This is a genomic window from Klebsiella sp. 10-1 (assembly GCF_009758445.1).
Lineage (GTDB): Bacteria > Pseudomonadota > Gammaproteobacteria > Enterobacterales > Enterobacteriaceae > Klebsiella > Klebsiella scottii.
On record NZ_WQRE01000007.1, the window covers coordinates 113,386 to 138,720 of the forward strand.

23 protein-coding genes are annotated in these 25,335 nt (G+C 57.2%); 8 read left to right on the top strand and 15 right to left on the bottom strand.

All coding sequences use genetic code 11. The features are described 5' to 3' along the window. The first annotated feature begins 423 nt into the window (after nt 1-423). Nucleotides 424-1,797, top strand: coding sequence for an aromatic amino acid transporter AroP (gene aroP / locus GO007_RS22200; protein ID WP_095103746.1), 1,374 nt, complete (start codon nt 424-426; stop codon nt 1,795-1,797). 371 nt (nt 1,798-2,168) lie between these two features. Here the strand turns inward: aroP and ampE are convergent, their stop codons facing one another. After that, on the bottom strand, nt 2,169-3,023 hold the full coding sequence (gene ampE / locus GO007_RS22205) for a beta-lactamase regulator AmpE (protein WP_095103748.1): 855 nt from the start codon (nt 3,021-3,023) through the stop codon (nt 2,169-2,171). Next, nucleotides 3,020-3,583, bottom strand: coding sequence for a 1,6-anhydro-N-acetylmuramyl-L-alanine amidase AmpD (gene ampD, locus GO007_RS22210; protein ID WP_095103750.1), 564 nt, complete (start codon nt 3,581-3,583; stop codon nt 3,020-3,022). Before ampD ends, ampE begins: the two co-directional genes overlap by 4 nt. A gap of 224 nt (nt 3,584-3,807) precedes the next feature. Between ampD and nadC the strand changes: the two genes are divergently transcribed. The 4 genes from nadC to hofC all read left to right on the top strand — a co-directional run bounded on the left by nadC (nt 3,808) and on the right by hofC (nt 7,910). Next, nucleotides 3,808-4,701 (top strand): carboxylating nicotinate-nucleotide diphosphorylase, encoded by an 894-nt coding sequence (gene nadC / locus GO007_RS22215; RefSeq protein ID WP_095103752.1) that lies wholly within the window; start codon nt 3,808-3,810, stop codon nt 4,699-4,701. A 183-nt stretch (nt 4,702-4,884) separates the two neighbouring features. Further along, nucleotides 4,885-5,316, top strand: coding sequence for a prepilin peptidase-dependent pilin (ppdD, locus tag GO007_RS22220; RefSeq protein WP_095103754.1), 432 nt, complete (start codon nt 4,885-4,887; stop codon nt 5,314-5,316). A 10-nt stretch (nt 5,317-5,326) separates the two neighbouring features. Beyond that, nucleotides 5,327-6,715, top strand: a complete 1,389-nt coding sequence (gene gspE / locus GO007_RS22225) for a type II secretion system protein GspE (protein WP_095103756.1) — start codon at nt 5,327-5,329, stop codon at nt 6,713-6,715. Further along, the gene (gene hofC, locus GO007_RS22230; RefSeq protein WP_095103758.1) at nt 6,705-7,910 is read left to right on the top strand and encodes a protein transport protein HofC; all 1,206 of its coding nucleotides are present in this window, start codon (nt 6,705-6,707) and stop codon (nt 7,908-7,910) included. Before gspE ends, hofC begins: the two co-directional genes overlap by 11 nt. 34 nt (nt 7,911-7,944) lie before the next feature. Here hofC and GO007_RS22235 read toward each other — a convergent pair whose 3' ends face one another. Continuing rightward, nucleotides 7,945-8,988 (bottom strand): GMP reductase, encoded by a 1,044-nt coding sequence (locus GO007_RS22235; protein ID WP_095103760.1) that lies wholly within the window; start codon nt 8,986-8,988, stop codon nt 7,945-7,947. 346 nt (nt 8,989-9,334) lie between these two features. Between GO007_RS22235 and coaE the strand changes: the two genes are divergently transcribed. Genes coaE through yacG form a run of 3 tightly spaced genes read left to right on the top strand, consistent with a single transcriptional unit; the run spans nt 9,335 to nt 10,902 of the window. Beyond that, complete coding sequence (gene coaE, locus GO007_RS22240) at nt 9,335-9,955, top strand: dephospho-CoA kinase (RefSeq protein ID WP_095103762.1); 621 nt, start codon at nt 9,335-9,337, stop codon at nt 9,953-9,955. Then, nucleotides 9,955-10,698, top strand: coding sequence for a cell division protein ZapD (zapD, locus tag GO007_RS22245; RefSeq protein WP_095103763.1), 744 nt, complete (start codon nt 9,955-9,957; stop codon nt 10,696-10,698). Before coaE ends, zapD begins: the two co-directional genes overlap by 1 nt. Before the next feature lie 9 nt (nt 10,699-10,707). After that, complete coding sequence (gene yacG / locus GO007_RS22250) at nt 10,708-10,902, top strand: DNA gyrase inhibitor YacG (protein WP_041144058.1); 195 nt, start codon at nt 10,708-10,710, stop codon at nt 10,900-10,902. Nucleotides 10,903-10,959: 57 nt separating this feature from the next. On the opposite strand, the gene mutT is transcribed toward yacG, so the two are convergent. From mutT to murD, 12 genes are all read right to left on the bottom strand, one after another. Next, a complete protein-coding gene (mutT, locus tag GO007_RS22255) occupies nt 10,960-11,355 on the bottom strand; it encodes an 8-oxo-dGTP diphosphatase MutT (protein WP_095103764.1) in 396 nt (131 codons plus the stop codon). Between the two features lie 58 nt (nt 11,356-11,413). After that, nucleotides 11,414-14,119, bottom strand: coding sequence for a preprotein translocase subunit SecA (gene secA / locus GO007_RS22260; protein WP_095103765.1), 2,706 nt, complete (start codon nt 14,117-14,119; stop codon nt 11,414-11,416). Between the two features lie 61 nt (nt 14,120-14,180). Further along, nucleotides 14,181-14,675, bottom strand: coding sequence for a secA translation cis-regulator SecM (gene secM, locus GO007_RS22265; protein ID WP_223261814.1), 495 nt, complete (start codon nt 14,673-14,675; stop codon nt 14,181-14,183). Nucleotides 14,676-14,925: 250 nt separating this feature from the next. Then, entirely contained in the window at nt 14,926-15,843 is a 918-nt protein-coding gene (gene lpxC / locus GO007_RS22270) for a UDP-3-O-acyl-N-acetylglucosamine deacetylase (protein ID WP_095103768.1), read from the bottom strand. A 100-nt stretch (nt 15,844-15,943) separates the two neighbouring features. Then, a complete protein-coding gene (gene ftsZ / locus GO007_RS22275; protein WP_041144053.1) occupies nt 15,944-17,095 on the bottom strand; it encodes a cell division protein FtsZ in 1,152 nt (383 codons plus the stop codon). 62 nt (nt 17,096-17,157) lie between these two features. After that, the gene (ftsA, locus tag GO007_RS22280; RefSeq protein WP_004857881.1) at nt 17,158-18,420 is read right to left on the bottom strand and encodes a cell division protein FtsA; all 1,263 of its coding nucleotides are present in this window, start codon (nt 18,418-18,420) and stop codon (nt 17,158-17,160) included. Further along, entirely contained in the window at nt 18,417-19,253 is an 837-nt protein-coding gene (gene ftsQ / locus GO007_RS22285; RefSeq protein ID WP_095103769.1) for a cell division protein FtsQ, read from the bottom strand. Before ftsQ ends, ftsA begins: the two co-directional genes overlap by 4 nt. 1 nt (nt 19,254) lies before the next feature. Continuing rightward, nucleotides 19,255-20,175, bottom strand: a complete 921-nt coding sequence (locus tag GO007_RS22290) for a D-alanine--D-alanine ligase (RefSeq protein WP_095103770.1) — start codon at nt 20,173-20,175, stop codon at nt 19,255-19,257. Continuing rightward, nucleotides 20,168-21,643 carry a UDP-N-acetylmuramate--L-alanine ligase gene (gene murC / locus GO007_RS22295; RefSeq protein WP_095103772.1) on the bottom strand — a complete coding sequence of 492 codons (1,476 nt, stop codon included), beginning with the start codon at nt 21,641-21,643 and terminating at the stop codon, nt 20,168-20,170. Before murC ends, GO007_RS22290 begins: the two co-directional genes overlap by 8 nt. A 47-nt stretch (nt 21,644-21,690) precedes the next feature. Beyond that, nucleotides 21,691-22,761, bottom strand: a complete 1,071-nt coding sequence (gene murG, locus GO007_RS22300; RefSeq protein ID WP_095103773.1) for an undecaprenyldiphospho-muramoylpentapeptide beta-N-acetylglucosaminyltransferase — start codon at nt 22,759-22,761, stop codon at nt 21,691-21,693. Next, the gene (gene ftsW, locus GO007_RS22305; RefSeq protein WP_095103774.1) at nt 22,758-24,017 is read right to left on the bottom strand and encodes a cell division protein FtsW; all 1,260 of its coding nucleotides are present in this window, start codon (nt 24,015-24,017) and stop codon (nt 22,758-22,760) included. Before ftsW ends, murG begins: the two co-directional genes overlap by 4 nt. After that, nucleotides 24,017-25,333 (bottom strand): UDP-N-acetylmuramoyl-L-alanine--D-glutamate ligase, encoded by a 1,317-nt coding sequence (gene murD / locus GO007_RS22310; RefSeq protein WP_095103775.1) that lies wholly within the window; start codon nt 25,331-25,333, stop codon nt 24,017-24,019. Before murD ends, ftsW begins: the two co-directional genes overlap by 1 nt. Nucleotides 25,334-25,335 lie beyond the last annotated feature (2 nt).

The window sequence follows — 25,335 nt, forward strand, 5'->3', positions numbered from 1 at the left end:
CGAAAAATACGCCATCTGAACCGATTCAACAGTCAAAAAATCGTTTTTAAATTCACTTTTACTGCGTAATTAGTCATTAAGGGTTAAAGAGGCTAATTGCCGCCCTGTTTACAAATGGTTTCTTTTTGTTCGCTTCGTCATCACCCCTTCATAAAGCAGGTGCATTCGCCCGCACTTATCACTATTCTCCATGATACAAAAGGCCTTTTAGTGATTTTATATTCCGCCTTGCGTAAAGAAATTAATACAGAAACGGAATTTCATAATTACACAACACAATAATGTCGACGCTGAATCACGCAGAACAAGGCTGGTCTTAAACTCTCTGGAATAGAGATAGCTATGCTATCTGGCAGGGACCGACAATAAAGCAACAGCCTGAAGGATGAAGCGTAAACGCAAAATAACCACACACGAGGTTTCATGATGGAAGGTCAACAGCAAGGCGATCGGCTAAAGCGCGGCCTGAAAAACCGCCATATACAGCTTATTGCTCTGGGCGGCGCTATCGGTACCGGCCTGTTTCTGGGCAGCGCATCCGTTATCCAGTCGGCAGGTCCCGGCATTATCCTTGGCTATGCCATCGCCGGTTTTATTGCTTTTCTGATTATGCGCCAGCTCGGTGAGATGGTTGTAGAAGAGCCGGTGGCAGGTTCATTCAGTCATTTCGCCTACAAGTACTGGGGCGGGTTTGCCGGCTTTGCCTCCGGCTGGAACTACTGGGTGCTGTACGTTCTGGTCGCGATGGCCGAGCTGACAGCGGTCGGAAAATACGTCCAGTTCTGGTGGCCGGAGATCCCGACCTGGGTCTCTGCGGCGATCTTCTTCGTTGCCATTAACGCCATCAACCTCACCAACGTGAAGGTATTCGGCGAGATGGAGTTCTGGTTCGCCATTATTAAAGTCGTTGCCGTTGTGGCGATGATTCTGTTCGGCGGCTGGCTGCTGTTCAGCGGCAACGGCGGCCCGCAGGCAACCGTCCGCAACCTGTGGGATCAGGGCGGCTTCCTGCCGCACGGCTTCACCGGGCTGGTCATGATGATGGCCATCATCATGTTCTCGTTTGGCGGCCTGGAGCTGGTCGGGATCACCGCGGCAGAAGCGGATAACCCGGAGCAGAGCATTCCCAAAGCCACCAATCAGGTTATCTACCGTATTCTGATTTTCTACGTGGGCTCGCTGGCGGTACTGCTCTCCCTGCTGCCGTGGACGCGCGTAACCGCAGACACCAGCCCGTTTGTGCTGATCTTCCACGAACTGGGAGATACCTTCGTTGCTAACGCGCTCAACGTGGTGGTGCTGACCGCCGCGCTGTCGGTGTATAACAGCTGCGTTTACTGCAACAGCCGAATGCTGTTTGGTCTTGCCCAGCAGGGTAACGCGCCGAAAGCGCTGATGAACGTCGACAAGCGCGGCGTGCCGGTGAACACCATTCTGGTTTCCGCCGTGGTGACCGCGCTGTGCGTGCTGATTAACTATCTCGCGCCGGAATCGGCGTTTGGTCTGCTGATGGCGCTGGTTGTTTCTGCCCTCGTCATTAACTGGGCAATGATCAGCCTGGCGCACATTAAGTTCCGTCGGGCAAAACAGCAGCAGGGCGTGGTTACCCGCTTCCCGGCGCTGTTCTATCCGCTCGGTAACTGGATCTGCCTGCTGTTCATGGTCGCGGTACTGGTCATTATGCTGATCACCCCGGGCATGGCCATCTCCGTCTACCTGATCCCGGTGTGGATTGCCGTTCTCGGCGTCGGCTACCTGTTCAAACAGAGAAGCGCCAGCGCCGTAAAAGCACATTAATACATCGTTAAACTCTGTGCCCGCCGCATCTTAGCGGGCGCAGAGCCCTGTTACCCGCCTCCCCCTTCCCCCCTAATCAGTCGTTTTTCCATATCGCCAACCGATACCGCAACGCATTTCACAACACGCTGACCCCACCATGGGCGCGTCTCGCTGCGCAGGGAATGTTCCAGCGCCGCATATTCGCGCTTGCATGCGATAGCCGCTAACCGGCAGGTGGAGAGAAAAAGGGAAGACGTACTGGCGTATCGCGCGGAACGCCACCGAACCCGCGGTACGATCCTAACGGCTGAAGCGCATCGCCTGGCAAGAAAACGGGATGCCTGATTTCGACATCCCGCCTGCGCCGCGCCCGCCGACGGGCGGGGGGCTTAAATCAGCGTTCCGTAAATCGTCAGCAGGGCCATAATCACCACCACTACCAGCGACGTTTTCTTGGCCATTGAAACGGCCGCCTTCGGCGTCTCGACCTTATCGACATGCGGCTCACGGGCGAGCGAGAACTGCGCCAGACGCGTCAGTACCTGATACTGCGACGAATGGCGATCGCCCAGCGAGGCGAACCACGCGGGGAGCGCCTTCTCGCCGTGACCAACCAGCGCGTAAACCACGCCTACCAGCCGCACCGGCACCCAGTCCACGACGTGCAAAATGCCATCAATCCCTGACTGCAAACGATGGTGCGGCGTTTGATAGCGGGCCAGCCACGACTGCCATGCACGCAGGACGCTATAGCCAATCAGCGTGATCGGGCCCCACGGCCCGCCGACCACAAACCAGAACAGCGGCGCAAGGTAATAGCGGTAGTTGATCCACAGCAGCGCATTCTGCAGTTCGCTGAGGTATTCACGGTTGTCGCAGCCCGGCGGGACGCCGTGGATAAGCGTCAGCTCGCTGGCCATCGCATCGCAGGCATGCTTATCATTGCGGGAAGCGGCCTTCAGGTAGGCGTGATAGTGCAGGCGGACTTTGCCGGCGCCAATGCACAGCAGACCAAGCAGGATCCAGAACACCAGCAGCGGGACGTTAAACAGCACGCCGTGCAGCAGGCTCTGAATAATGTACACCGCAACCATCGCCACCGCCGCCATCAGCAGCGTGCCGAACAGCGAGAAGTGCTTCACGCGACGGAACAGAACCTCAAGGCGATGATCGAGCTGCCAGTGCTCGCCCAGCTTAAACAGGCGTTCGGCGATGAGAACCAGCAGCGTAGAAAATAACGTCATGGCATCTCCTTATCTGACGAAGCGGTCAACAGACCGCGAAATTTTGCCCAGTCAAACGCCGGGCCGGGATCCGTTTTACGCACCGGCGCGATATCGCTATGGCCGGTCATGTTTTCAGCGATAGCCGGATACAGCGCGGTCAGCTGCCGCGTAACCGCGGCCAGCTGCTGATACTGCGCATCGGTATAAGCCAGCGTATCCGTTCCTTCCAGCTCAATACCAATAGAGAAGTCGTTGCAGCGCTCACGCCCCTGATAGCAGGATACGCCGGCATGCCACGCGCGCTTATCGAAAGGCACATACTGCACGATTTCACCGTCGCGGCGAATCAGACAATGTGCCGAAACCCGTAGCTGAGCGATCCCGGCAAAAAAAGGGTGCGCGTTGGGATCGAGCGTGCCGCTGAACAGAGCGTCAATCCACGGACCGCCAAATTCACCCGGCGGCAGGCTAATATTATGCACCACCAGCAGGGAGGGGGTTTCATCATCCGGGCGGCAATCATGGTGCGGCGAAGGAACCCGACGCGCGCCCACCAGCCATCCTCCGTTCAACTGCATTGCGGAGTCTCCTTTCACTAACGCATGCTCCCGGGCCGCCCATGGCCCAAGGATGCCGATTATCATACACAAATTCGTTCGGGGCCGATCGCCGCGCCTCCACCTCTACAACGCAGGCACGCCAACGAGGCAATAGCCTGAAGGATGAAGAGTATATGGTGTAGAAACGCCGTTCAGGTTAGCATGTTTCCCACTTCTGAATCTTATCTATCTGGAGCTTTATCATGTCGCCTCGTCGCTACAACCCCGACCGCCGCCGTGACGCGCTGCTGGAACGCATTAACCTCGATATTACCGATGCAGTAGCCCAGTCCCTGCGCGAAGATTTAGGCGGCGAAGTTGACGCTAACAACGATATTAGCGCGCAATTATTGCCGGAAAGCGCACGCTCGCACGCGGTTGTCATTACCCGCGAAGACGGCGTGTTCTGCGGCAAACGCTGGGTGGAAGAGGTCTTTATTCAGCTGGCCGGCGACGACGTCAGCGTCACCTGGCTGGTTGAAGATGGCGACGCGGTCAAGGCGGATCAGCCGCTGTTTGAGCTGCAGGGCCCTTCCCGCCTTCTTCTGACCGGCGAGCGCACCGCGCTGAACTTCGTGCAGACCCTATCCGGGGTCGCCAGCGAGGTGCGCCGCTACGTGGATCTGCTGGCGGGCACCAAAACCCAGCTGCTCGATACCCGTAAAACGCTGCCCGGCCTGCGCACCGCGCTGAAATACGCCGTACTGTGCGGAGGCGGCGCAAACCATCGCCTGGGGCTGTTCGATGCCTTCCTGATCAAAGAGAACCACATTATTGCCTCCGGCTCCGTGCGCCAGGCCATCGAGAAGGCCTTCTGGCTGCATCCGGACGTGCCGGTAGAAGTTGAGGTTGAATCCCTTGATGAGCTGGATGAAGCCCTGAAAGCCGGAGCTGATATCATCATGCTCGATAACTTCACCCCAGACCTGATGCGCGAAGCGGTGAAGCGTACCAACGGCCAGGCCGCGCTGGAAGTTTCCGGCAACGTCACCTTCGATACTATCCGTGAATTTGCCGAAACCGGCGTCGATTACATCTCCGTTGGCGCCCTGACCAAAAACGTCCGCGCGCTCGACCTGTCAATGCGTTTCCGCTAACGCTCCGCCCCGGCATGGATCGCCTGCCGGGGCGCACGCTTTGCGAGGGCGATCTCAGCGTTTTGCTCTCGCCCTGTAACGCGTAAAGAAAGCCTGGGAAGCCGTTTCCTGAGCGCTCATTTATCGCTCGTCATCCTCCCCGCAGACCGCCACAGTGCTCCCGACGATAACAAGGAGCAATCGATGGACAGACAACGTGGCTTTACCCTTATCGAACTCATGGTGGTGATTGGCATTATCGCCATTCTGAGCGCCATCGGTATTCCCGCCTACCAGAACTATCTGCGCAAGGCGGCGCTGACCGATGTCCTGCAAACCTTTATTCCCTACCGCACGGCGGTTGAGCTATGCGCCCTTGAGCACGGCGGCCTGACAAGCTGCGATGGCGGTAGCAACGGCATTCCCTCTCCCGCCACCACGCGCTACGTTTCCGCAATGACCGTGGCTAAAGGCGTCGTCACCCTTAGCGGGCAAGAAAGCCTGAACGGGCTACGCGTCACCATGACGCCCGGCTGGGATACCGCAAATGGTATTACCGGCTGGCAGAGAGAGTGCGACATCGCCAGCGGCAGCGCCCTCAAGCAGGCGTGTGAAGACGTATTCCGCTTTAACTGAGGCCATCGCGATGAAAGCCGAAAAATTGATCGCCCTCTGCCAGCGCTACCACGCCCTGCTGCTTAACAGCGATGAGCAAACCCTCTCCATCGCGGTGGTAGACTCTCCGCCGCCTGAGCTAATGGAAGCGCTGCGCTTCGCCACGCAAAAGCGGATCGATATCGAGTGCTGGAGCCAGGATAAAATGAATCAGCGCCAGCAATCGTCCGGACAGTCTGGACCATCTCCTGCCAGCGGTGAGGCGCCGACGGGCGTCATCGAACAGGTCAATCAGATTCTGGAGCAGGCGCTGCGCCAGCGCGCATCTGATATCCACGTCGAGCCTGGCGAAAATAACCTGCGCATACGTCTGCGGGTCGATGGGGTGCTCCATCCGCTTGCGCCGCTTGCCGCCGAACTGGCACTGCCGATAACGGCGCGACTTAAGGTGCTCGGGAACCTGGATATTGCCGAACACCGCCTGCCGCAGGACGGCCAGTTTACGCAGACTCTCTCGGGACAATCGGTGTCATTTCGCATCGCCACTCTGCCCTGCCGTTACGGTGAGAAGATCGTCCTGCGCCTGCTGCATCAGGTGGAACAGGCGCTGGACCTCGAGGCGCTCGGCCTCTCCTCAGAGCAGCTTGCCGCCTTTGGCTCCGCGCTCAATCAGCCGCAGGGGCTGCTGCTGGTCACCGGCCCAACCGGCAGCGGTAAGACCATCACGCTCTACAGCGCCCTGCAGAAGAGAAACCGCGATGAGGTTAATATTTGCAGCGTAGAGGACCCGCTGGAAATTCCCATCGCCGGCATGAATCAAACGCAGATCAACCCGCGATCCGGATTAACCTTTAACAGCGTCCTGCGCGCGCTGCTGCGCCAGGACCCGGACATTGTTATGGTTGGCGAAATACGCGATGCGGAAACGGCAGAAATCGCGATCAAAGCGGCGCAAACCGGGCACCTCGTGCTCTCGACGCTGCACACTAACTCGACCAGCGAAACGCTTATTCGCCTGCAGCAAATGGGAATTGCCTGCTGGATGCTCTCATCCGCGCTATCGCTGGTCATTGCTCAGCGCCTGGTGCGCAGGCTCTGCCCACGCTGCCGTCGGGAAGGTGCAGGCGGCATTGACGTGCCGCACAGCCTGTGGCCGCGTCGGCTTCCCCGCTGGCAGGCTACGGGCTGTCGGCACTGCTATCACGGCTACTATGGGCGCCTGGCGCTATTTGAGGTGCTCCCGATAGGCGCCGCGCTGCAGCAGGCTATTTCCCAGGGGCTGAGCGCGGTGGAGATTGAATCTCTGGCGCGTGAAGCCGGAATGATGACGCTGTTTGAAAGCGGCTGCCTGGCCATTGAGCAGGGGCTGACCTGTTTTGAAGAGGTGGTCCGCGTGCTGGGGCTCCCCCATGGCGACTGAACGCCTTTGGCGCTGGCGCGGGCTTGATCCCGAAGGATCGCCCTGCCAGGGATCGCTGTGGAAAAGCTCCCGCCTGGAGGTTATTCAGGCGCTGCAGCATGAACGGATTATCCCCCTCGCGCTCCGCCGCTGCGCGGTACGCAGCTCGCTGTGGCACCCGCGCTACAGCGGCCAGATTATCCATCAGTTGGCGACCCTCCTGCAGGCGGGGCTGCCTCTGGCCGAGGGGTTAGAGCTGCTGGCACAGCAGCAGCAGGGCGCGCAGTGGCAGGCGCTTCTGCGAACGCTGGCTCGGGACCTTGCGCAGGGCATCCCGCTTTCCAGCGCGCTGGAAAGATGGCCGCAGGCGTTTCCTCCGCTCTATCTGGCCATGATCCGCACCGGTGAGCTTACCGGTAAACTGGATCTTTGCTGCTTTCATCTGGCTCGCCAGCAGCGGGAGCAGCTGCAGCTGAGCGAAAAGGTCAAAAAGGCGCTGCGCTATCCGCTGGTCATTCTGCTGCTGGCGCTGCTGGTGGTGATGGGCATGCTCACCTTTGTCCTGCCGGAGTTTGCCGCTATCTACCAGACGTTCAACACGCCGCTCCCTCTGTTGACCAAAGTAGTGATAAGCGCCGGAGAAAGCCTCAGCAACCGTTGGCCGCTGCTGCTGTTGATGGCGATATTGCCGTTTCTCCTCAACCAGCTGGCCCAACGTCGCCCTTCCTGGCTACTACGGCGGCAAAAGCTGCTTCACGCTTTGCCGGTAGTCGGAAAGCTGATAGGGGGACAGCGGCTCAGCCAGATATTTACCGTTTTAACCCTCACGCAGAGCGCCGGCATCAGCTTTATGCAGGGCCTGGAAAGCGTAGAAGAGACGTTAAGCTGCCCGCTTTGGCGCCAGAGGATCCATCAGGTTAATACTCAGATTGCCCACGGGACCGCCATCTGGCAGGCGCTGGCGAACAGTGGAGGATTTACCCCGCTATGCCTGCAGCTCATCCGCACCGGGGAGGCTTCAGGATCGCTGGATATCATGCTGGAGAACCTTGCCCGCCATCATAGCGAACGCACGCACCGTCAGGCAGAAGGCTTGGCCACGCTGCTTGAACCGATGCTGCTGCTGATAACCGGCGCCGTTGTTGGCGTACTGGTGGTGGCGATGTATTTACCCATTTTTCATCTGGGCGACGCCATTAGCGGAATGGGGGGATAGCGGCTGGCGCAGGAGGTGCGCCAGCAAAACGGCATTACAGGCTGTTGAACACGCGGTTCTCTTGTTCCTGTACGCGAATAAAGGTTGTGCGTTTGGTCAGCTCTTTCAGACGAGATGCGCCGACATAGGTACAGGCGGAACGTAGGCCGCCGAGGATATCGCGGGCGGTATTATCAACCGGGCCGCGCAGGGGCAGCTTAACGGTTTTACCTTCCGCAGCGCGGTACTGCGCAACGCCGCCCACATGACGGGTCATGGCGGATTCAGAGCTCATACCGTAGAACAGCATAAACTTCTCGCCGTTCTCTTCAACAACGGTGCCGCCGCTCTCTTCGTGGCCTGCCAGCATACCGCCCAGCATGACGAAATCAGCGCCGCCGCCGAAGGCCTTCGCTACGTCGCCTGGCGTGGTGCATCCGCCATCGCTGACGATCTGACCGCCAAGGCCATGAGCCGCATCGGCGCATTCGATAACCGCAGAGAGCTGCGGGTAGCCAACGCCGGTTTTCACGCGGGTAGTACAAACGGAACCCGGACCGATGCCGACCTTCACGATATCCGCGCCGGACAGAATCAGCTCTTCGCACATTTCGCCGGTCACGACGTTACCCGCACAGATCGTTTTCAGCGGCCAGGCTTCGCGCGCTTTCGCCACGAACTGCACGAAATGCTCGGAATAACCGTTTGCCACGTCAATGCAAACGAAGCCGAGCTGCGGGTTCTGCGTCAGGATCTGTTTGGTTTTTTCGAAGTCGACATCCGAGGTACCGGTAGAAACCATGACGTACTTCAGCACATCGGCAGGAGTGGTCTGCACAAAGTTCCGCCACTCTTCTACGGTGTAGTGCTTATGTACGGCAGTGAGGATCCCGAAAGAAGCCAGCGCTTTTGCCATACTAAACGTACCGACGGTGTCCATATTCGCTGCGATGATCGGCACGCCGGACCAGGAGAGGCCAGAATGTTTAAAAGTGAATTCGCGTTCCAGTTCAACATCAGAACGACTTTTGAGGGTAGAGCGCTTGGGGCGGATAAGAACGTCTTTAAAGCCAAGCTTCAGATCTTCTTCAATACGCATGTGCGAATTCCTGGGGTTAATTGCATTATTGTGAGAGCACAACTCCAGTGACGTTATCATACTCACGAATCATGACTGCGCAAGACTGCGATTTTCACTTTTTTTACGCTACAATCGTACAAATTTACCTGGTGGATTGAGAAAAGCGCGAACGCGATAATCAACGGCCAGAGCGTCATTTTTAACCATTTGATTTATATGTACAAAGCAATCCAGTATCCGTCGTAAAAGTCTCTTTCCGGCTTGAAGCAGCCTGACGGGACACCCACCGCAGAGTCACGGCTCGTGAAGCGCGGGCGCTGCTGAAAAGTCAATGTGTATATGATCAGTTTCAGGAACGGGGTATATGAGGTATACGGTAGCGTTAACGGGCGGCATCGGTAGCGGCAAAAGCACCGTAGCCGATGCATTTTCTCACCTTGGTGTTAACGTTATTGACGCCGACGTTATCGCCCGTCAGGTGGTAGAACCTGGAACTCCCGCGCTACTGGCGATTGCCGCTCGCTTTGGCCAACAAATGATTAACGATGACGGCACGCTGAACCGCCGCAGCCTGCGGGAACACATTTTCGCTCACGCCGAGGATAAAACCTGGCTTAACGCGCTGCTGCACCCGCTCATTCAGCAGGAAACCCGCCGTCAAATGCAGGCGGCGTCCTCTTCTTATGTTCTCTGGGTCGTTCCCCTGCTGGTCGAAAACAACCTCGCTGCCAACGCTGACCGCGTGCTGGTCGTCGATGTCCCAAAAGAGACGCAAATACAGCGAACCATACTGCGCGATCGGGTCAGCCGTGAGCACGCAGAACGTATTCTTGCCGCCCAGGCGACGCGTGAGCAACGCCTCGCCGCTGCGGATGATGTCATTGAAAATATGGGCCCTCCGGATGCCATCGCATCGGATGTCGCCCGCCTGCATGAAAAGTATCTAATGCTGGCATCGCAGGCCGCCTCACAGGAAAAATCGTAATGCATACCCCTGTTCTATTTGAACATCCCCTCAATGAGAAAATGCGCACCTGGCTGCGTATTGAGTTTTTGATTCAACAGCTGTCCGTGCATCCGACGCTCGCCACCTACGCGGACGCGCTCCACTTTTTCCGCAATACGGGCGATCTCCTGGATGTCCTCGAACGCGGCGAGGTGCGCACAGATCTGCTCAAAGAGCTCGAGCGGCAGCAGCGTAAACTGCAGTCCTGGGCAGAAGTGCCAGGCGTCGACCGCGGGCGTATTGACGAATTGCGCCAACAGCTGAAGCAGTCCGGCAGCGCGTTAATGTCTGCCCCGCGCATCGGCCAGTTCCTGCGTGAAGATCGTTTAATTGCGCTGGTTCGCCAGCGTCTGAGCATTCCCGGCGGCTGCTGTAGTTTCGATCTGCCCACGCTGCATATCTGGCTGCATATGCCTCAGGAGTATCGCGACGAGCAGGTTGGCAGATGGTTAGTGAGCCTTCAGCCGCTCACCCAGGCGCTGGTGCTGATCCTCGATTTGATTCGCAACTCCGCGCCCTTTCGCAAGCAGACCAGCCTCAACGGTTTTTATCAGGATAATGGCGATGATGCCGATCTGCTGCGTTTACGCCTCGATCTTGCCAGCCAGCTGTATCCGCAAATTTCTGGCCATAAAAGTCGCTTTGCCATTCGCTTTCTCCCGCTGGACAGCGAACTCGGTATCGTCCCCGAGCGTTTTGATTTTGAACTGGCCTGTTGTTAAGGAGAAAACATGTCGAAAGAGACAATCGTCAACTGCCCGACCTGCGGTAAAAACGTGGTCTGGAATGAGCACAGCCCGTTTCGGCCATTTTGCTCAAAACGCTGTCAGCTCATTGACTTAGGTGAATGGGCGGCGGAAGAAAAACGCATTCCTAGCGCGGGCGACCTGTCCGATACCGATGACTGGAGCGAACAGCAGCAGTAGCGCCTGGCGGCAGAGAAAATCCCGGAGATGACGTTGCGTCTTGTCCGGGCTATTTTCTCAGCGGGCGGACTGCACTAATTTGCTGATAATCGGTTCGTTAGCCGGCGGAAACTCCTCGGCCAGCAGCGCACGCTGGGCAATCCAGCGCCCCGGCTGCCCTTCTTTACCCCAGGGCTCGCCTTCCCAGTCATCAACCAGCCAGAACCATAGCGTGATATGCCGATCGGGGAACTGATACTCCAGCTTATCAAACAGAGTGGACGCGCGTACCGTAATGCCAACCTCTTCCTGCAGCTCACGCGCTAACGCCTGCTCGGCAGATTCTCCCGCTTCAATTTTCCCACCGGGAAACTCGAGCTTATTTGCCATATGCGCATCGGCAGCGCGCTGGGTAATAAAGATTTCACCCTGCGGGTTACGGATGATGCCAACTGAGATTTGCAGTATTTTCATTGTGTTAATTCCATAAAAAAGGCGCAGATATCTGCGCCTTCATTTTTATTCTCTGAGCTTAACTCAGGCGACCATGGCACTGCTTATATTTCTTACCGGAACCACACGGGCAAGGATCGTTCCGGCCAACCTTACGCTCGCCGGTTTCCTCAGCCAGTGCGGCTGCGGCTACCGTGTCGTCATCCTGATGGCTCAGCTGCTGCATCTGCGCGAGGCGCTCCGCCTCTTCGCGGCGCTGCTGTTCCATCGCTTCAACTTCTTCCGGCATCCGCACCTGAACCTTGCTCAGGGTGCTGATCACTTCATACTTCAGGGATTCAAGCATCGCCGCAAACATCGAGAACGATTCACGCTTGTATTCCTGCTTAGGATCTTTCTGCGCGTAGCCGCGCAGATGGATGCCCTGACGCAGGTAGTCCATTGCCGCCAGATGCTCTTTCCACAGGGAGTCCAGCGTCTGCAGCATTACGCCTTTTTCGAAATGACGCATCATTTCGGTACCCACGACTTCTTCTTTACGCTGATAGGTTTCTACCGCGTTCTGCAGAATACGCTCACGCAGAGTTTCTTCATGCAGTTCAGGCTCTTTGTCCAACCACTCCTTGAGCGGCAGATCGAGATCGAAGTCGTTTTTCAGACGTTCCTGCAGGCCTTCGACATCCCACATTTCCTCCAGAGACTGCGGCGGAATGTGCGCATCGATAGTTGTTTTGAAAACGTCTTCGCGAATGCTGTTGATGGTTTCGCTAACATCAGATACGTCCAGCAGTTCGTTACGCTGGCTGTAGATGGCGCGACGCTGATCGTTAGCCACGTCATCATATTCCAGCAGCTGCTTACGAATATCAAAGTTACGGCTTTCAACCTTGCGCTGCGCGTTGGCGATAGCTTTGGTGACCCACGGGTGCTCAATCGCTTCGCCCGGCTTCATCCCCAGCTTACGCATCATGCCGGACACGCGGTCAGAGGCAAAAATGCGCATCAGGGCATCTTCCATCGACAGATAGAAACGAGAAGAACCGGCATCGCCCTGACGACCTGAACGACCGCGCAGCTGGTTATCGATACGGCGAGATTCATGGCGCTCGGTACCGATAATGTGTAAACCACCGGAGGCCAGCACCGCTTCGTGACGCACCTGCCAGTCGGCTTTGATTTGAGCGATCTGCTCTGGAGTCGGATCTTCCAGCGCGGCGACTTCCGCCTGCCAGCTGCCGCCCAGCACGATATCCGTACCACGACCGGCCATGTTGGTGGCGATGGTCACCGCGGCCGGGTAGCCGGCTTGAGCCACGATATCCGCTTCACTGGCGTGGAACTTCGCGTTCAGGACATTGTGTTTGATGCCCGCTTTGGTCAGCTCTTGCGAAACCACTTCGGATTTTTCGATAGAAATCGTACCTACCAGAACCGGCTGGCCGGCGGCAGTACGCTCTCTGATATCTTCGATAATCGCCTGAATTTTTTCTGCTTCGGTCATATAGACCAGATCCGCCATATCCTTACGGATCATCGGACGGTTGGTCGGTACGACTACGGTATCCAGCTTATAGATAGAGCTGAATTCGAAAGCTTCGGTATCCGCAGTACCGGTCATCCCCGCCAGCTTCTCGTACAGACGGAAGTAGTTCTGGAAGGTGATGGACGCCAGCGTCTGGTTCTCGTTCTGGATATCAACGCCTTCTTTGGCTTCGACGGCCTGGTGCAGACCGTCTGACCAGCGACGACCCTGCATGGTACGACCGGTATGCTCATCGACAATAATGACTTCGCCATCTTTTACGATGTAGTCAACGTCGCGGGTGAACAGCACGTGCGCACGCAGCGCCGCGGTCACGTGGTGCATCAGCATAATGTTAGTCGGTGAATACAGAGATTCGCCTTCGTCCATAATGCCTTCGTTCACCAACAGCTCTTCAATCAGGACCAGCCCGCGTTCGGTCAGGTTCACCTGACGCGCTTTCTCATCTACCGAGAAGTGGCCTTCACCGGTAAAGGTATCGGAGTCCTCTTTTTCCTGGCGCACCAGATGAGGAATGATCTTGTTCACTTTCTTGTACATTTCCGAGCTGTCTTCAGCCGGGCCGGAAATGATCAGCGGCGTACGCGCTTCATCGATGAGGATGGAGTCCACCTCATCCACCAGCGCATAGTGCAGCTTACGCTGTACGCGCTCTTCCGGACTGAACGCCATGTTATCGCGCAGATAGTCGAAGCCGTATTCGTTGTTGGTGCCGTAGGTGATATCGGCGGCGTAAGCTTCACGCTTGGCCGGAGCAGGCAGGCCCGACATATTGATACCAACGGTCATACCGAGGAACTCAAACAGCGGACGGTTGTTTTCAGCATCACGCTGCGCCAGGTAGTCGTTGACGGTCACGACGTGAACGCCTTTACCTGACAGCGCGTTCAGATAGGCCGGGAGGGTAGCGGTCAGCGTTTTACCTTCACCGGTACGCATTTCTGCAATGCAGCGCTCATTGAGCACCATGCCGCCCAGCAGCTGTACGTCAAAGTGACGCATACCGAATACGCGCTTACTGGCTTCACGTACCACGGCAAAGGCTTCCGGGATCAGGCTTTCTACGCTTTCGCCCTTCGCCAGACGCGCGCGGAACTCTTCTGTTTTAGCCTTCAGCTGATCATCAGAGAGCTTCTCCATGTCAGGTTCCATGGAATTAATCAGCGTCACAGCTTTGCGCATGCGGCGCAGTGTACGATCGTTACGGCTACCGAAAACTTTAGTTAATAATTTGATTAGCATAATAAAATCTCAAACGCCCCGCGATGCGGAGTCACAAAAAATAGAATGATCCGTTTTTAGTTCAGCTGAGGCGTTGCGGCCCGGCGCGTATCCCGGTGACCTGGCTAATCCAGACGGAGACGCAAAAGGCGCGATGGGAGGGGTTGTATGCCGCCTGACGCACAATGACCGGCGGCTTGCTTTCCTGCGTCAGCAGCGCGCTGAGCGTATCGAGCAGGGCCAGATGCTGCGCCTGTAATGGCGAAGATTCTTCCGCAACCGGCAGCGCCTGAGGCGCCATGGCAAATGACAGATGACGAATAACCGTGCGGATGGCGTGCTGATGCCAGTAATCGACGGTAAAGTTTGGCCGGCGGCTGGCATCCAGAAGCGCCAGCTGGGAGAAATTAACTTTATTCGGCGTGTGGCTGCTGGCCGCTGCTTTCGCAGGCGATGCCGTTTCGTGACTATTGCTTAACGCAGGCAGGCCAAAGCTAGCCGCGACCATCCCCAACAGGAGATGCGGCCAGAAATACCGTCTGCCAAACTGTCGCCAGCGCGTCAGCAATCCACTCACGTCCATTACCTTTAGTTGAAGCAACCCCAGGAAATAATTTTGCGCCCAAATATTACCATTAATACCGCGTCACGGCAGCAGGAATGAAAGCTTTGCGGAGGTAAAAGCGGTCAATTAAGCAGCGAACGCGCGGTGTCAGCGATCGTTGAATCGGGGTGAAATAAGAACCGGAAGGTAAAAAAGAAAAACGACTGGCTCCCTGGCCGGAGAGAGTACCAGGTTACCAGTCGATTTTACTGAATGGTCAGGCTTACGCCATAACCATTGATGGTGCCCGGAATGCCAGCGGCATTTCCGCTTCGTCTTCGAAGGTCACGTACTCCCAGGCTTCCTGTTTTGCCAGAACAGCCTGCAGCAGTTTGTTGTTCAACGCGTGACCTGATTTGAACGCCGTAAATGCGCCAATGATATTGTGACCACACATAAACAGGTCACCAATCGCATCCAGCATTTTGTGGCGGACAAACTCATCTTCAAAGCGTAAGCCGTCTTCGTTCAATACGCGATAATCGTCAACAACGATGGCACAATCGAAGCTGCCTCCCAGGCACAGGCCGCGGGACTGCAGATATTCGATATCACGCATAAAACCGAAGGTACGCGCACGGCTAATCTGGCGCATAAATGCATCAGCAGAGAAGTTCATCGCATAGCGCTGGTTGCTTGAGTCAATCGCCGGATGGTTAAAATCGATGGTGAAGTCCAACGAAAAACCATTGTACGGCTTAAACTCAGCCCACTTATCGCCATCTTCGACGCGAACGGCCTCTTTAATGCGCACAAATTTCTTGGCGCAGTTCAGCTCATCGATGCCGGCATCCAGCAGCAGATAAACGAACGGAGCAGCACTGCCGTCCATAATCGGGATTTCCGGCGCATCGACTTCAATAACTATGTTGTCAATGCCCAGGCCAGCCAGTGCGGCATTCAGGTGCTCGACTGTTGAAATCCGCACGTCATGCTCGTTCACCAGGCAAGTACAGAGCATGGTATCACGCACAGATTTGGCATCAGCCGGAAAATCAACCGGTGGATTCAAGTCGGTGCGACGATAGATGACCCCGGTATTTGCCGGCGCAGGTCGTAACGTCAGTGTGACTTTCTTGCCGGTATGCAAACCGACGCCAGTCGCCTGAACGATACGTTTAAGAGTCCTTTGTTTGATCATCGTATAATCTCGCCAAGTTACCTATCCAACCGAAGTGTATAACACTTTCGGACGGGCAGTTTAGCACAAAGAGCGCTGATGCCCAACTTCCAGCCAATTCTTAATCAGCTTGCTTGCGCAGGAAGGCCGGGATATCCAGATAATCCGGCTCTTTCGCGGTTTGCGGCGTATTGTCGTTCACCACTTTCGCTGCCGGTTTCTGCTCCTGATTCAATGGCGCCATACCGTGCTGCTGGTAGCGATCCATTACCGGCTGCTGAACCTGCTTGTTGGTTACCAGGGTAATTTCCGGACGTTTGTCCATGCCAATACCGGTAGCAACAACGGTCACGCGCAGCTCATCGTTCATATCCGGATCCAGAGAAGTACCGATAACCACGGTCGCGTTATCCGAGGCGAAAGCACGGATAGTGTTACCTACGGTTTCGAACTCATCCAGACGCAGGTCGAAGCCAGCGGTGATGTTGACCAGAACGCCGCGCGCGCCGGACAGATCGATATCTTCCAGCAGCGGAGAAGAAATCGCCATTTCAGCCGCTTCTTCCGCACGGTCTTCACCGCTCGCCACGCCGGATCCCATCATCGCATAGCCCATTTCGGACATCACGGTGCGCACATCCGCAAAGTCGACGTTCATCAGACCCGGACGGGTAATCAGCTCGGCGATCCCCTGCACTGCGCCTTTCAGCACGTCGTTTGCTGCGCCGAAGGCGTCCAGCAGCGAAATGCCGCGGCCGAGAACTTTCAGCAGCTTGTCGTTCGGGATAGTGATCAGTGAATCCACGTGCTTGGAGAGCTCGGTGATCCCCTGTTCGGCGAAAGCCATACGCTTCTTGCCTTCAAAATTGAAGGGCTTAGTCACAACCGCGACGGTCAGGATACCCAGATCCTTCGCCACTTCTGCTACCACAGGCGCCGCACCGGTACCGGTACCGCCGCCCATACCAGCCGCGATAAACACCATGTCTGCGCCGTCGAGAGCAGCACGCAGCGCTTCACGGTCTTCATCCGCCGCATTGCGGCCGACTTCCGGGTTGGCGCCTGCGCCCAGCCCCTTGGTAATACCGCTACCAATCTGAATAGTCTGGCCAACAGCCGTTTTACGCAGCGCCTGCGCATCGGTGTTCACCGCGAAGAATTCAACACCTTCAATGCGCTCGCGCACCATGTGCTCTACGGCATTACCGCCGCCGCCACCGACGCCGATGACTTTAATCACCGCGTCGTTGGTTAATTCCATTGGTTCAAACATAGTTTCTCTCCGTCTTGTGCCTGTCGCCTGAGAACGCTAATTTTCTGCGTTCTCTTAAAAAATTAAAACTCTTTTCGCAGCCAGCTATTTAGTCGCTTAATCCACGAGCCAACTGATGCAGTTACGCGTTTTTCCACTTCTGCTTCACCACTAAGATGAGACTCCTTCCCGTAGTGCAGCAACCCAACCGCCGTTGAATAATACGGCTCCTGGGCATAATCCGTTAAACCGGTAATGTTCAGCGGGGCACCGATACGCACCTGCGTATGGAATACCCGCTGCGCACAGGCGGCAAGGCCTTCAATTTGCGCCGCGCCGCCGGTTAAAACAATCCCCGCAGCCAGATGGTGCTTAACGCCCTGCTGGCGGAGCTGTTCCTGCAGCTGCAGGATCTCTTCATTGACCAGGTTGAGCAGTTCGGTATAACGCGGCTCAATGACCTCTGCCAGCGTCTGACGCTGCAGGCTGCGCGGCGGGCGTCCGCCTACGCTCGGGACTTCGACGTTTTCGTCTTTACCGACGATTGAGCCCAGCGCGCAACCGTGGCGCACCTTGATCGCTTCGGCATCGCTCGGCGGCGTGCCGAAGGCATAGGCGATATCGCTGGTTACCACGTTGCCCGCGTACGGGATCACTTTGGTATGACGCAGCGCGCCGCCGGTATACACGGCGATATCCATTGTACCACCGCCGATGTCCACAACGCAGACACCAAGCTCACGTTCATCTTCCGTCAACACGGAATAACTGGCCGCTAAACCGGCAAAAATGAGCTGGTCCACTTTCAGACCGCAGCGCTCCACCGCTTTAACAATATTTTTTGCCATATCGTTATGGCAGGTAATCAAATGCACTTTTGCCTGCATACGAACGCCAGACAGGCCAACCGGGTTTTTAATCCCCTCCTGGTAGTCAATGGCGTACTCCTGCGGGATGACGTGCAGCACGCGATGCTCATCGCGTACGCGGACCGACTTGGCGGTATGCACCACGTTCTCAACGTCGTCCAGCGTCACCTCTTCTTCTGAAATCGGCACCATCCCAATTTCATTTTGACAGCTAATATGTTTACCTGAAAGCGCCAGGTACACTGACGAAATCTGGCAATCAGCCATCAGTTCGGCCTGGTCAATGGCGCGCTGTACGCATTTCACCACGGATTCCAGGTCGTTAACCCCGCCTTTATCCATACCACGCGATGGGCAACTGCCCACGCCAATGATATTGACCACGCCGTCGGGCAGAACTTCCCCTACTAAAGCGGCAACCTTCGCGGTGCCAATCTCCAGTCCAACTACCAGCTTTCTGTCCGTCGCCTTGATCATTGTTGTTCTGCCTGTGCCTGATTCTGTTGTTGATTAGTTTCCTCAGCGGGAGCAGGCACCCAGCCTACCGCCGCGCCCGAGTCATAGCGCAAATCAACGTAGCTTATCCGTTTGCCATCGGTCTGCGCCTGCTGCTGAAGAACCGGGTAAAGTTCCATAAAGCGCTGAAGACGTTTCATGGTGTCGCCGCGGCCAAGGTTGAGCTTAATATCGTTATTAAGCGTCAGCTGCCAGGAGCGACGCGCGGTCATCGCCGCCACTTTCAACGTGAATTTATCCTTTGCCAGCACCTGCCCCATGTCGCGATATCCTTGCAACACTTCGTTCTCGCTGCCTTCCGGGCCATACAACATCGGTAAATTCTGTTTATTGGTGCGATCCGCCGGGACGCTGAAAGAATTACCTTCTACGTCTACCATATGCTGATCATTCCAACGCGCAATCGGCACATATTCAACCAGATGAATCTTCAATTCGTCCGGCCACTGCTTTCTGACGCTCGCCTGTTTAATCCACGGCAGGCGCTCAATCTGACTTTGGATAATATTCACATCCTGAGTCATAAAGGTTCCAGGAGAACCCAGCGCCAGAATTGCCTGGCGAATATCGTCATTACGCGTGTAGTGACGCTCACCGGTTACCACCATCTTGGACAGCGGTAAACGCTGTGCGTCTTCCATCCAGCCCAGAACCATCCACCCGCTGACCAATACGGTACACAGCACCGCCAGCAGGAAGAAAATCCCCGCCAGACGAGTTCCATTACTTCGGCGCGAAGAAGACGTTTCCTCTTCTTCTTCGTGGTTCCGCGTATTCAGCGCAGCCTGCGACATATCACCCCGCCAGGTCCAAAATTCGAACAACAAGCTGTGAGAAGCTCATCCCCGCCTGACGCGCCGCCATCGGCACCAGGCTATGGCTGGTCATGCCAGGGGAAGTATTCGCTTCCAACAGATAAAACTGGCCATCGCTGTCCAGCATCACGTCAATCCGTCCCCAGCCGCTACAGCCAAGAACATTCCAGGCTTTCAGTACCAGGGCCTGAATTTCTGACTCGCGGGCAGGTTCCTCACAACCAGGACAGAAATATTGCGTCTCATCAGAGAGATACTTCGCCTCATAATCATAGAAGGTTCCAGCCACATGGATACGAATTGACGGTAAAATTTCTTCACCGACGATTGCAACGGTGAATTCTGGTCCACTGAGCCATTTCTCAATCAGAACTTCATCATCATGCTGAAAAGCCAGCGCCAATGCATTGTGTAATTCACAACTTTCGCTTACTTTCGACATGCCGACGCTTGAACCTTCACGACTCGGCTTAATAATGAGCGGCAGGCCAAGCGCCGTAATCTGCTGCGCGGCCTCTGCGGTAAGGCCCGCGTTGAACTGTGAACGGGTCAGCGCCACCCACGGAGCAACGGGTAAGCCCGCGCCCTGCCACAGTAATTTACTGCGCACTTTATCCATTGAGATTGCCGAAGCCATCACGCCGCTGCCGGTATAAGGCAGTTGAATCAGCTCAAGCAGCCCCTGCAACGTTCCATCTTCCCCACCGCGGCCGTGCAAAGCAATAAACGCTTTCTTAAAACCCAGCTGCTTCAGCTGAGTAATATCGACATCGCGAGGGTCGACGGGATGGGCGTCAACGCCGCCCTCACGCAGGCCGGCAAGCACCGCCGCGCCGGAGTTGAGCGATACCTCTCGCTCGGCGGAGGTCCCGCCGAAAAGAACCGCGATTTTATCAGCCACGGCGCTCCTCCCCCGCTTTTTGCGGCATGAGTTTGATTTCAGCCAGGTGGCGGGCGATTTTCCCTATATTTCCAGCGCCCTGCACCAGCACCAGGTCGTTCCCGGTAAGCACCGAAGCCAGCATCTCTGCCGCCTGGGCCGGGTCGGAAAGCAGAATCGGGTCCACCTTGCCGCGACCGCGAATAGTGCGGCACAGGGAGCGGCTATCCGCCCCCGGGATCGGCGCTTCGCCAGCGGAGTAGACGTCCAGCATCAGTAGCGCATCGACCTGAGTCAGCACGTTGGCAAAATCGTCGTACAGATCGCGCGTACGGGTAAAGCGGTGCGGCTGGAACAGCATCACCAGATTTTTATCCGGCCAGCCGGCGCGAGCCGCTTTAATGGTCGCATCCACTTCCGTCGGGTGATGACCGTAATCATCAATCAGCATCGCGCTGCCGCTTTTACCGTTGACCTCAGCCAGCGGATATTCGCCAAGGAAATCAAAGCGACGGCCGGTTCCCTGGAACGCTTCCAGCGCCCGCAGAATCGCGTCGTCTTCAATGCCCTCTTCCGTCGCTACCGCCACGGCAGCCGCCGCATTCAGCGCATTATGGCGGCCCGGCGCGTTTAGCGTGACCTGGATAACCTCTTTGTCCTGGCGCACGAGGCGGAAATGGCCCTGCGCGCCAAGCTGGCGATAGTCTTCAATACGCACGTCGGCATCATCGCTAAAGCCGTAGGTCGTCGTCTGGCGGCCAACGCGCGGCAGCAGCTCACGAATGACCGGGTCGTCCACGCACATCACCGCGCGTCCGTAGAACGGCAGGTTGTGCAGGAAGTTAACGAACGTCTGCTTTAAGTTTTCAAAATCACCGTGGTAGGTATCCATGTGATCGGCTTCGATATTGGTCACAATGGCAACCATCGGCTGCAGATGCAGGAACGAAGCGTCGCTCTCATCCGCTTCCGCAATCAGATAACGGCTATGCCCAAGACGGGCATGAACGCCGGCCGCTTTGACCAACCCACCGTTGACGAAGGTAGGATCGAGGCCAGCCTCGGCATAAATACTGGAGACCATCGCGGTGGTCGTGGTCTTACCGTGCGTGCCGGCGATAGCGATGCCGTGGCGAAAACGCATCAGCTCCGCCAGCATCTCCGCGCGGCGGATAACCGGAATACGCGCTTCATGCGCGGCAACAATCTCCGGATTGTCCGCAGAGATTGCGCTGGAAACCACCACCACGCTGGCATCACGCACGTTTTCAGGGCGATGGTTGAAATAGATCGTGGCGCCAAGTTTAGCCAGCTGTTGCGTAACCGGATTCGGCGCCAGGTCGGAGCCGGAAATCTGGTAGCCTTCGTTGGCCAGAACTTCGGCAATACCGCCCATACCGGCACCGCCAATGCCAACAAAGTGAATGTGCCGGACGCGACGCATCTCGGGCACTATGGAACGCAGTTTTGCCAAATCTTGTGTATTCATTCTTTACGCCATCAACTTCTCTATTCGGGCGGTGGGATTCACCGCGATTAGCGCGCCAGTGCTGCAGCGCTCACTTCTTCCGCTACCCGCTCGGTAGCATCCGGAATCGAGACTCTACGCGCTCGTTCCGCCATATCCAGCAGCGTTTCCCGATCCCAGCCGGCCAGGGTTTGCGCCACGGCGTCAACCGTGAACTGGGGCTGTTCGAGAATTTTCGCGGCTCCCGCTTTCTCCAGCGGCAGCGCGTTCCAGTACTGCTGGCGATCCTTGTGCTGAAACGGCACAAACAGCGCCGGTAATCCTGCGGCGGCAATTTCGCTCACCGTCAGCGCACCGGAGCGACATACCACCACATCGGCCCAGGCATACGCCGCCGCCATATCATCAATAAATTCGGTCACCTTGTGCTGCGGCTGCCCGGCATCGGCGTAAGCCTGCTGTACCGTCTGCTGGCCGCCTTTACCGCTCTGATGCCAGATGGTCACCGCGCCGCCCAGCTTCCCGGCCACCAGCGGCATGGTCTGGTTCAATACGCGCGCGCCCTGCGAACCGCCAACCACTAAAACGCGGGTCGGCCCCTGACGCCCAAACAGCCGCTGCTCCGGCAGAGGCAGCGCGAGCACATCGGTACGTACCGGGTTGCCCACCACGTCAGCGTGGGGGAACGCGCCGGGAAACGCCTGCATCACTTTCTTCGCAATTTTTGCCAGCCATTTATTGGTCAGGCCGGCAATACCATTCTGTTCGTGCAGCACCACCGGAATACCCAGCGACCACGCCGCCAGCCCGCCGGGGCCGGACACGTATCCGCCCATCCCCAGCACGACGTCCGGCTGGAAACGTTGCATAATCGCGCGCGCCTGACGCCAGGCGTTGAAAATACGTACCGGCGCCAGCAGCTGCGCCTTCAGGCCTTTGCCGCGCAGGCCGGAGATGCGGATAAAATCTATCTCAATACCGTGCTTTGGCACTAAGTCCGCTTCCATACGATCGGCGGTACCCAGCCAGCGAACCTGCCAGCCCTGGTCCATTAAATGGTGCGCGACCGCCAGCCCCGGGAACACATGCCCGCCGGTACCGCCCGCCATCACCATTAACCGCTTTTCCTGACCGCTCATCGAACACCCCGTGTAAACGCCTGCGCTTTTTCCAGACGCGTTTCATAATCAATACGCAACAGCAACATGATGGCCGTCGACATAATCAGCAAGCTGGAACCACCGTAGCTGATAAGCGGCAGCGTCAGGCCCTTGGTCGGCAGCATGCCCGCAGCCGCGCCGACGTTAACCAGCGCCTGGAAGCTAAACCAGATACCGATCGCACAGGCCAGAAAGCCGGAGAAACGGTGGTCAATCTCCAGCGCTTTGCGGCCAATGGACATGGCGCGAAAAGCGACGAAGAATACCATTAAAAGGGCCAGTACCACACCGATATAACCGAGTTCTTCGCCGATGATGGCGAAGATGAAGTCAGTGTGCGCCTCCGGCAAATACTCCAGCTTTTGTACCGAGTTGCCTAAGCCCTGCCCCCACATTTCGCCGCGACCAAAGGCCATCAGCGACTGGGTTAGCTGGTAGCCGCTGCCAAACGGATCCTCCCACGGGTTCCAGAAGGAGGTTACGCGGCGAATACGATACGGTTCGGCGAGGATCAGCAGCACCACCGCCGAGATCCCCATGCCGATAATGGCAATGAACTGCCACAGCTTAGCGCCGGCGAGAAACAGCATCGCCAGGGTCGTGACAAACAGCACAACCACCGTTCCGAGGTCCGGCTGCGCCAGCAGCAGAATCGCCAGCACGAAAATCACGCCCATCGGTTTCAGGAAGCCGCGCAGGTTATTGCGCACCTCATCGCCTTTACGTACCAGGTAGTTAGCGATGTAGCAGAACAGCGACAGCTTGGTAAACTCCGCAGGCTGAATACGCAGCGGGCCCAGCGCAATCCACCGCGATGCCCCGTTTACCGAACTCCCGACCACCAGCACGATCAGCAGCATCACGATCGAGGCGATCAGCATCGCGGTGCTGTGCCGCTGCCAAAACACCATCGGCAGGCGCAGGGTCACCAGCGCGAGCCCCAGCGCCAGCAGAATGTAGAGTCCGTCGCGCTTGGCAAACAGAAACGGATCGTTCGCCAGACGCTGACCAACCGGCATCGAGGCCGAGGTCACCATGATGAAGCCGACCGCCGCCAGGCCAAACGTCAGCCACAGCAGCATCCGGTCATACATCACCAGGCTGTCGTTATCTTTCTGCCGCGAGCCCATCACCCAGCCCTTCAGCGCGGCAAACAGCCAGGAGAAGATACGCATTCCCGGCAAACGCGGCAGCGTCAGTCGGGGCATTCTCAGGCGCGGGAGGGATAGACGCATCAGCCTAACTCCTTCGCCAGGCGGGTAAAGATATCCCCCCGTTGTTCGAAGTTTTTAAACTGATCGAGGCTGGCGCAGGCCGGTGACAGCAGCACCATATCGCCCGGCTTCAGCAGCGGCGCAATCTGACGCATCGCCTGCTCCATGGTTTCCGTCTGCGTCGCCGCCTCAGGGCGCAGCGCTGCCAGCTGCTCGCCGTCGCGACCGAAGCAGTAGAGGCGGATATTGTCGCCGGCCAGATAACGCTTCAGCGGGTCAAAATCAGCGGATTTGCCGTCACCGCCGAGCAGCAGATATAGCGTACCGTCCAGATGCAGACCGTTCAGCGCCGCTTCGGTGCTGCCAACGTTGGTGGCTTTGGAATCGTTAATCCAGCGCACGCCGTTATGATCCAGCGCCAGCTGGAAGCGGTGCGCCAGACCGGTAAACGTAGTCAGCGCCTTGAGGCTGCTGGCCCGCGGCAGGCCTGCGGCATCCGCCAGCGCCAGCGCCGCCAGGGCATTGCTGTAGTTATGCTGGCCGGTGATGTTCATCTCTTTGACGTTCAGGACTTTCTCACCTTTCACCCGCAGCCAGGTTTCTCCCTGCTGGCGGTTGAGGTGGTAGTCGCCGACGTCCACGCCAAAGCTGATGCAGCGGTCATCGGCGCCGCGCACCGGCATCGTCAATCCGTCATCAGCATTCACGATGCAGCTCTTCGCATTTTCATAAACGCGCAGTTTGGCCGCCCGATACTGCTGCAGGCCTAGCGGATAGCGGTCCATATGATCTTCGGTCACGTTGAGGATCGTCGCGGCAACCGCCCGCAGGCTGGAGGTGGTTTCCAGCTGGAAGCTGGAAAGTTCCAGAACATACAGTTCGCGTTCAGGGTCCAGCAGCATCAGGGCCGGCAGGCCAATATTGCCGCCGACGCCGACGTTTACGCCGGCCGCTTTCGCCATCTCACCCACAAGGGTGGTGACGGTGCTTTTACCGTTTGAGCCGGTAATGGCCACAACCGGCGCCTGCGCCTCGCGGCAGAACAGCTCGATATCGCCAACGATTTCCACGCCGGCATCCGCCGCCGCGCTCAGAGAGGGATGCGCCAGGGCGATACCAGGGCTTGCCACGATCAGATCGGCCGCCAGCAGCCAATCTTCGTTCAGGCCGCCAACGTAGCGCTCCACTCCTTCCGGCAGCTTATCCAGGCCTGAAGGCGCAGCGCGAGTATCCATGACGCGCGGCGTCACGCCGCGGGCCATGAAAAAGTCCACGCAAGACAGGCCGGTCATACCCAGCCCAATAATGACGACTTTCTTACCCTGATAATCTGCCATGA

Bases quoted from the DNA above. Each gene is read 5' to 3' on its own strand.
- aroP (WP_095103746.1), top strand. From the start codon at position 424: ATGATGGAAGGTCAACAGCAAGGCGATCGGCTAAAGCGCGGCCTGAAA.
- ampE (WP_095103748.1), bottom strand. From the start codon at position 3,023: ATGACGTTATTTTCTACGCTGCTGGTTCTCATCGCCGAACGCCTGTTT.
- ampD (WP_095103750.1), bottom strand. From the start codon at position 3,583: ATGCAGTTGAACGGAGGATGGCTGGTGGGCGCGCGTCGGGTTCCTTCG.
- nadC (WP_095103752.1), top strand. From the start codon at position 3,808: ATGTCGCCTCGTCGCTACAACCCCGACCGCCGCCGTGACGCGCTGCTG.
- ppdD (WP_095103754.1), top strand. From the start codon at position 4,885: ATGGACAGACAACGTGGCTTTACCCTTATCGAACTCATGGTGGTGATT.
- gspE (WP_095103756.1), top strand. From the start codon at position 5,327: ATGAAAGCCGAAAAATTGATCGCCCTCTGCCAGCGCTACCACGCCCTG.
- hofC (WP_095103758.1), top strand. From the start codon at position 6,705: ATGGCGACTGAACGCCTTTGGCGCTGGCGCGGGCTTGATCCCGAAGGA.
- GO007_RS22235 (WP_095103760.1), bottom strand. From the start codon at position 8,988: ATGCGTATTGAAGAAGATCTGAAGCTTGGCTTTAAAGACGTTCTTATC.
- coaE (WP_095103762.1), top strand. From the start codon at position 9,335: ATGAGGTATACGGTAGCGTTAACGGGCGGCATCGGTAGCGGCAAAAGC.
- zapD (WP_095103763.1), top strand. From the start codon at position 9,955: ATGCATACCCCTGTTCTATTTGAACATCCCCTCAATGAGAAAATGCGC.
- yacG (WP_041144058.1), top strand. From the start codon at position 10,708: ATGTCGAAAGAGACAATCGTCAACTGCCCGACCTGCGGTAAAAACGTG.
- mutT (WP_095103764.1), bottom strand. From the start codon at position 11,355: ATGAAAATACTGCAAATCTCAGTTGGCATCATCCGTAACCCGCAGGGT.
- secA (WP_095103765.1), bottom strand. From the start codon at position 14,119: ATGCTAATCAAATTATTAACTAAAGTTTTCGGTAGCCGTAACGATCGT.
- lpxC (WP_095103768.1), bottom strand. From the start codon at position 15,843: ATGATCAAACAAAGGACTCTTAAACGTATCGTTCAGGCGACTGGCGTC.
- ftsZ (WP_041144053.1), bottom strand. From the start codon at position 17,095: ATGTTTGAACCAATGGAATTAACCAACGACGCGGTGATTAAAGTCATC.
- ftsA (WP_004857881.1), bottom strand. From the start codon at position 18,420: ATGATCAAGGCGACGGACAGAAAGCTGGTAGTTGGACTGGAGATTGGC.
- ftsQ (WP_095103769.1), bottom strand. From the start codon at position 19,253: ATGTCGCAGGCTGCGCTGAATACGCGGAACCACGAAGAAGAAGAGGAA.
- murC (WP_095103772.1), bottom strand. From the start codon at position 21,643: ATGAATACACAAGATTTGGCAAAACTGCGTTCCATAGTGCCCGAGATG.
- murG (WP_095103773.1), bottom strand. From the start codon at position 22,761: ATGAGCGGTCAGGAAAAGCGGTTAATGGTGATGGCGGGCGGTACCGGC.
- ftsW (WP_095103774.1), bottom strand. From the start codon at position 24,017: ATGCGTCTATCCCTCCCGCGCCTGAGAATGCCCCGACTGACGCTGCCG.
- murD (WP_095103775.1), bottom strand. From the start codon at position 25,333: ATGGCAGATTATCAGGGTAAGAAAGTCGTCATTATTGGGCTGGGTATG.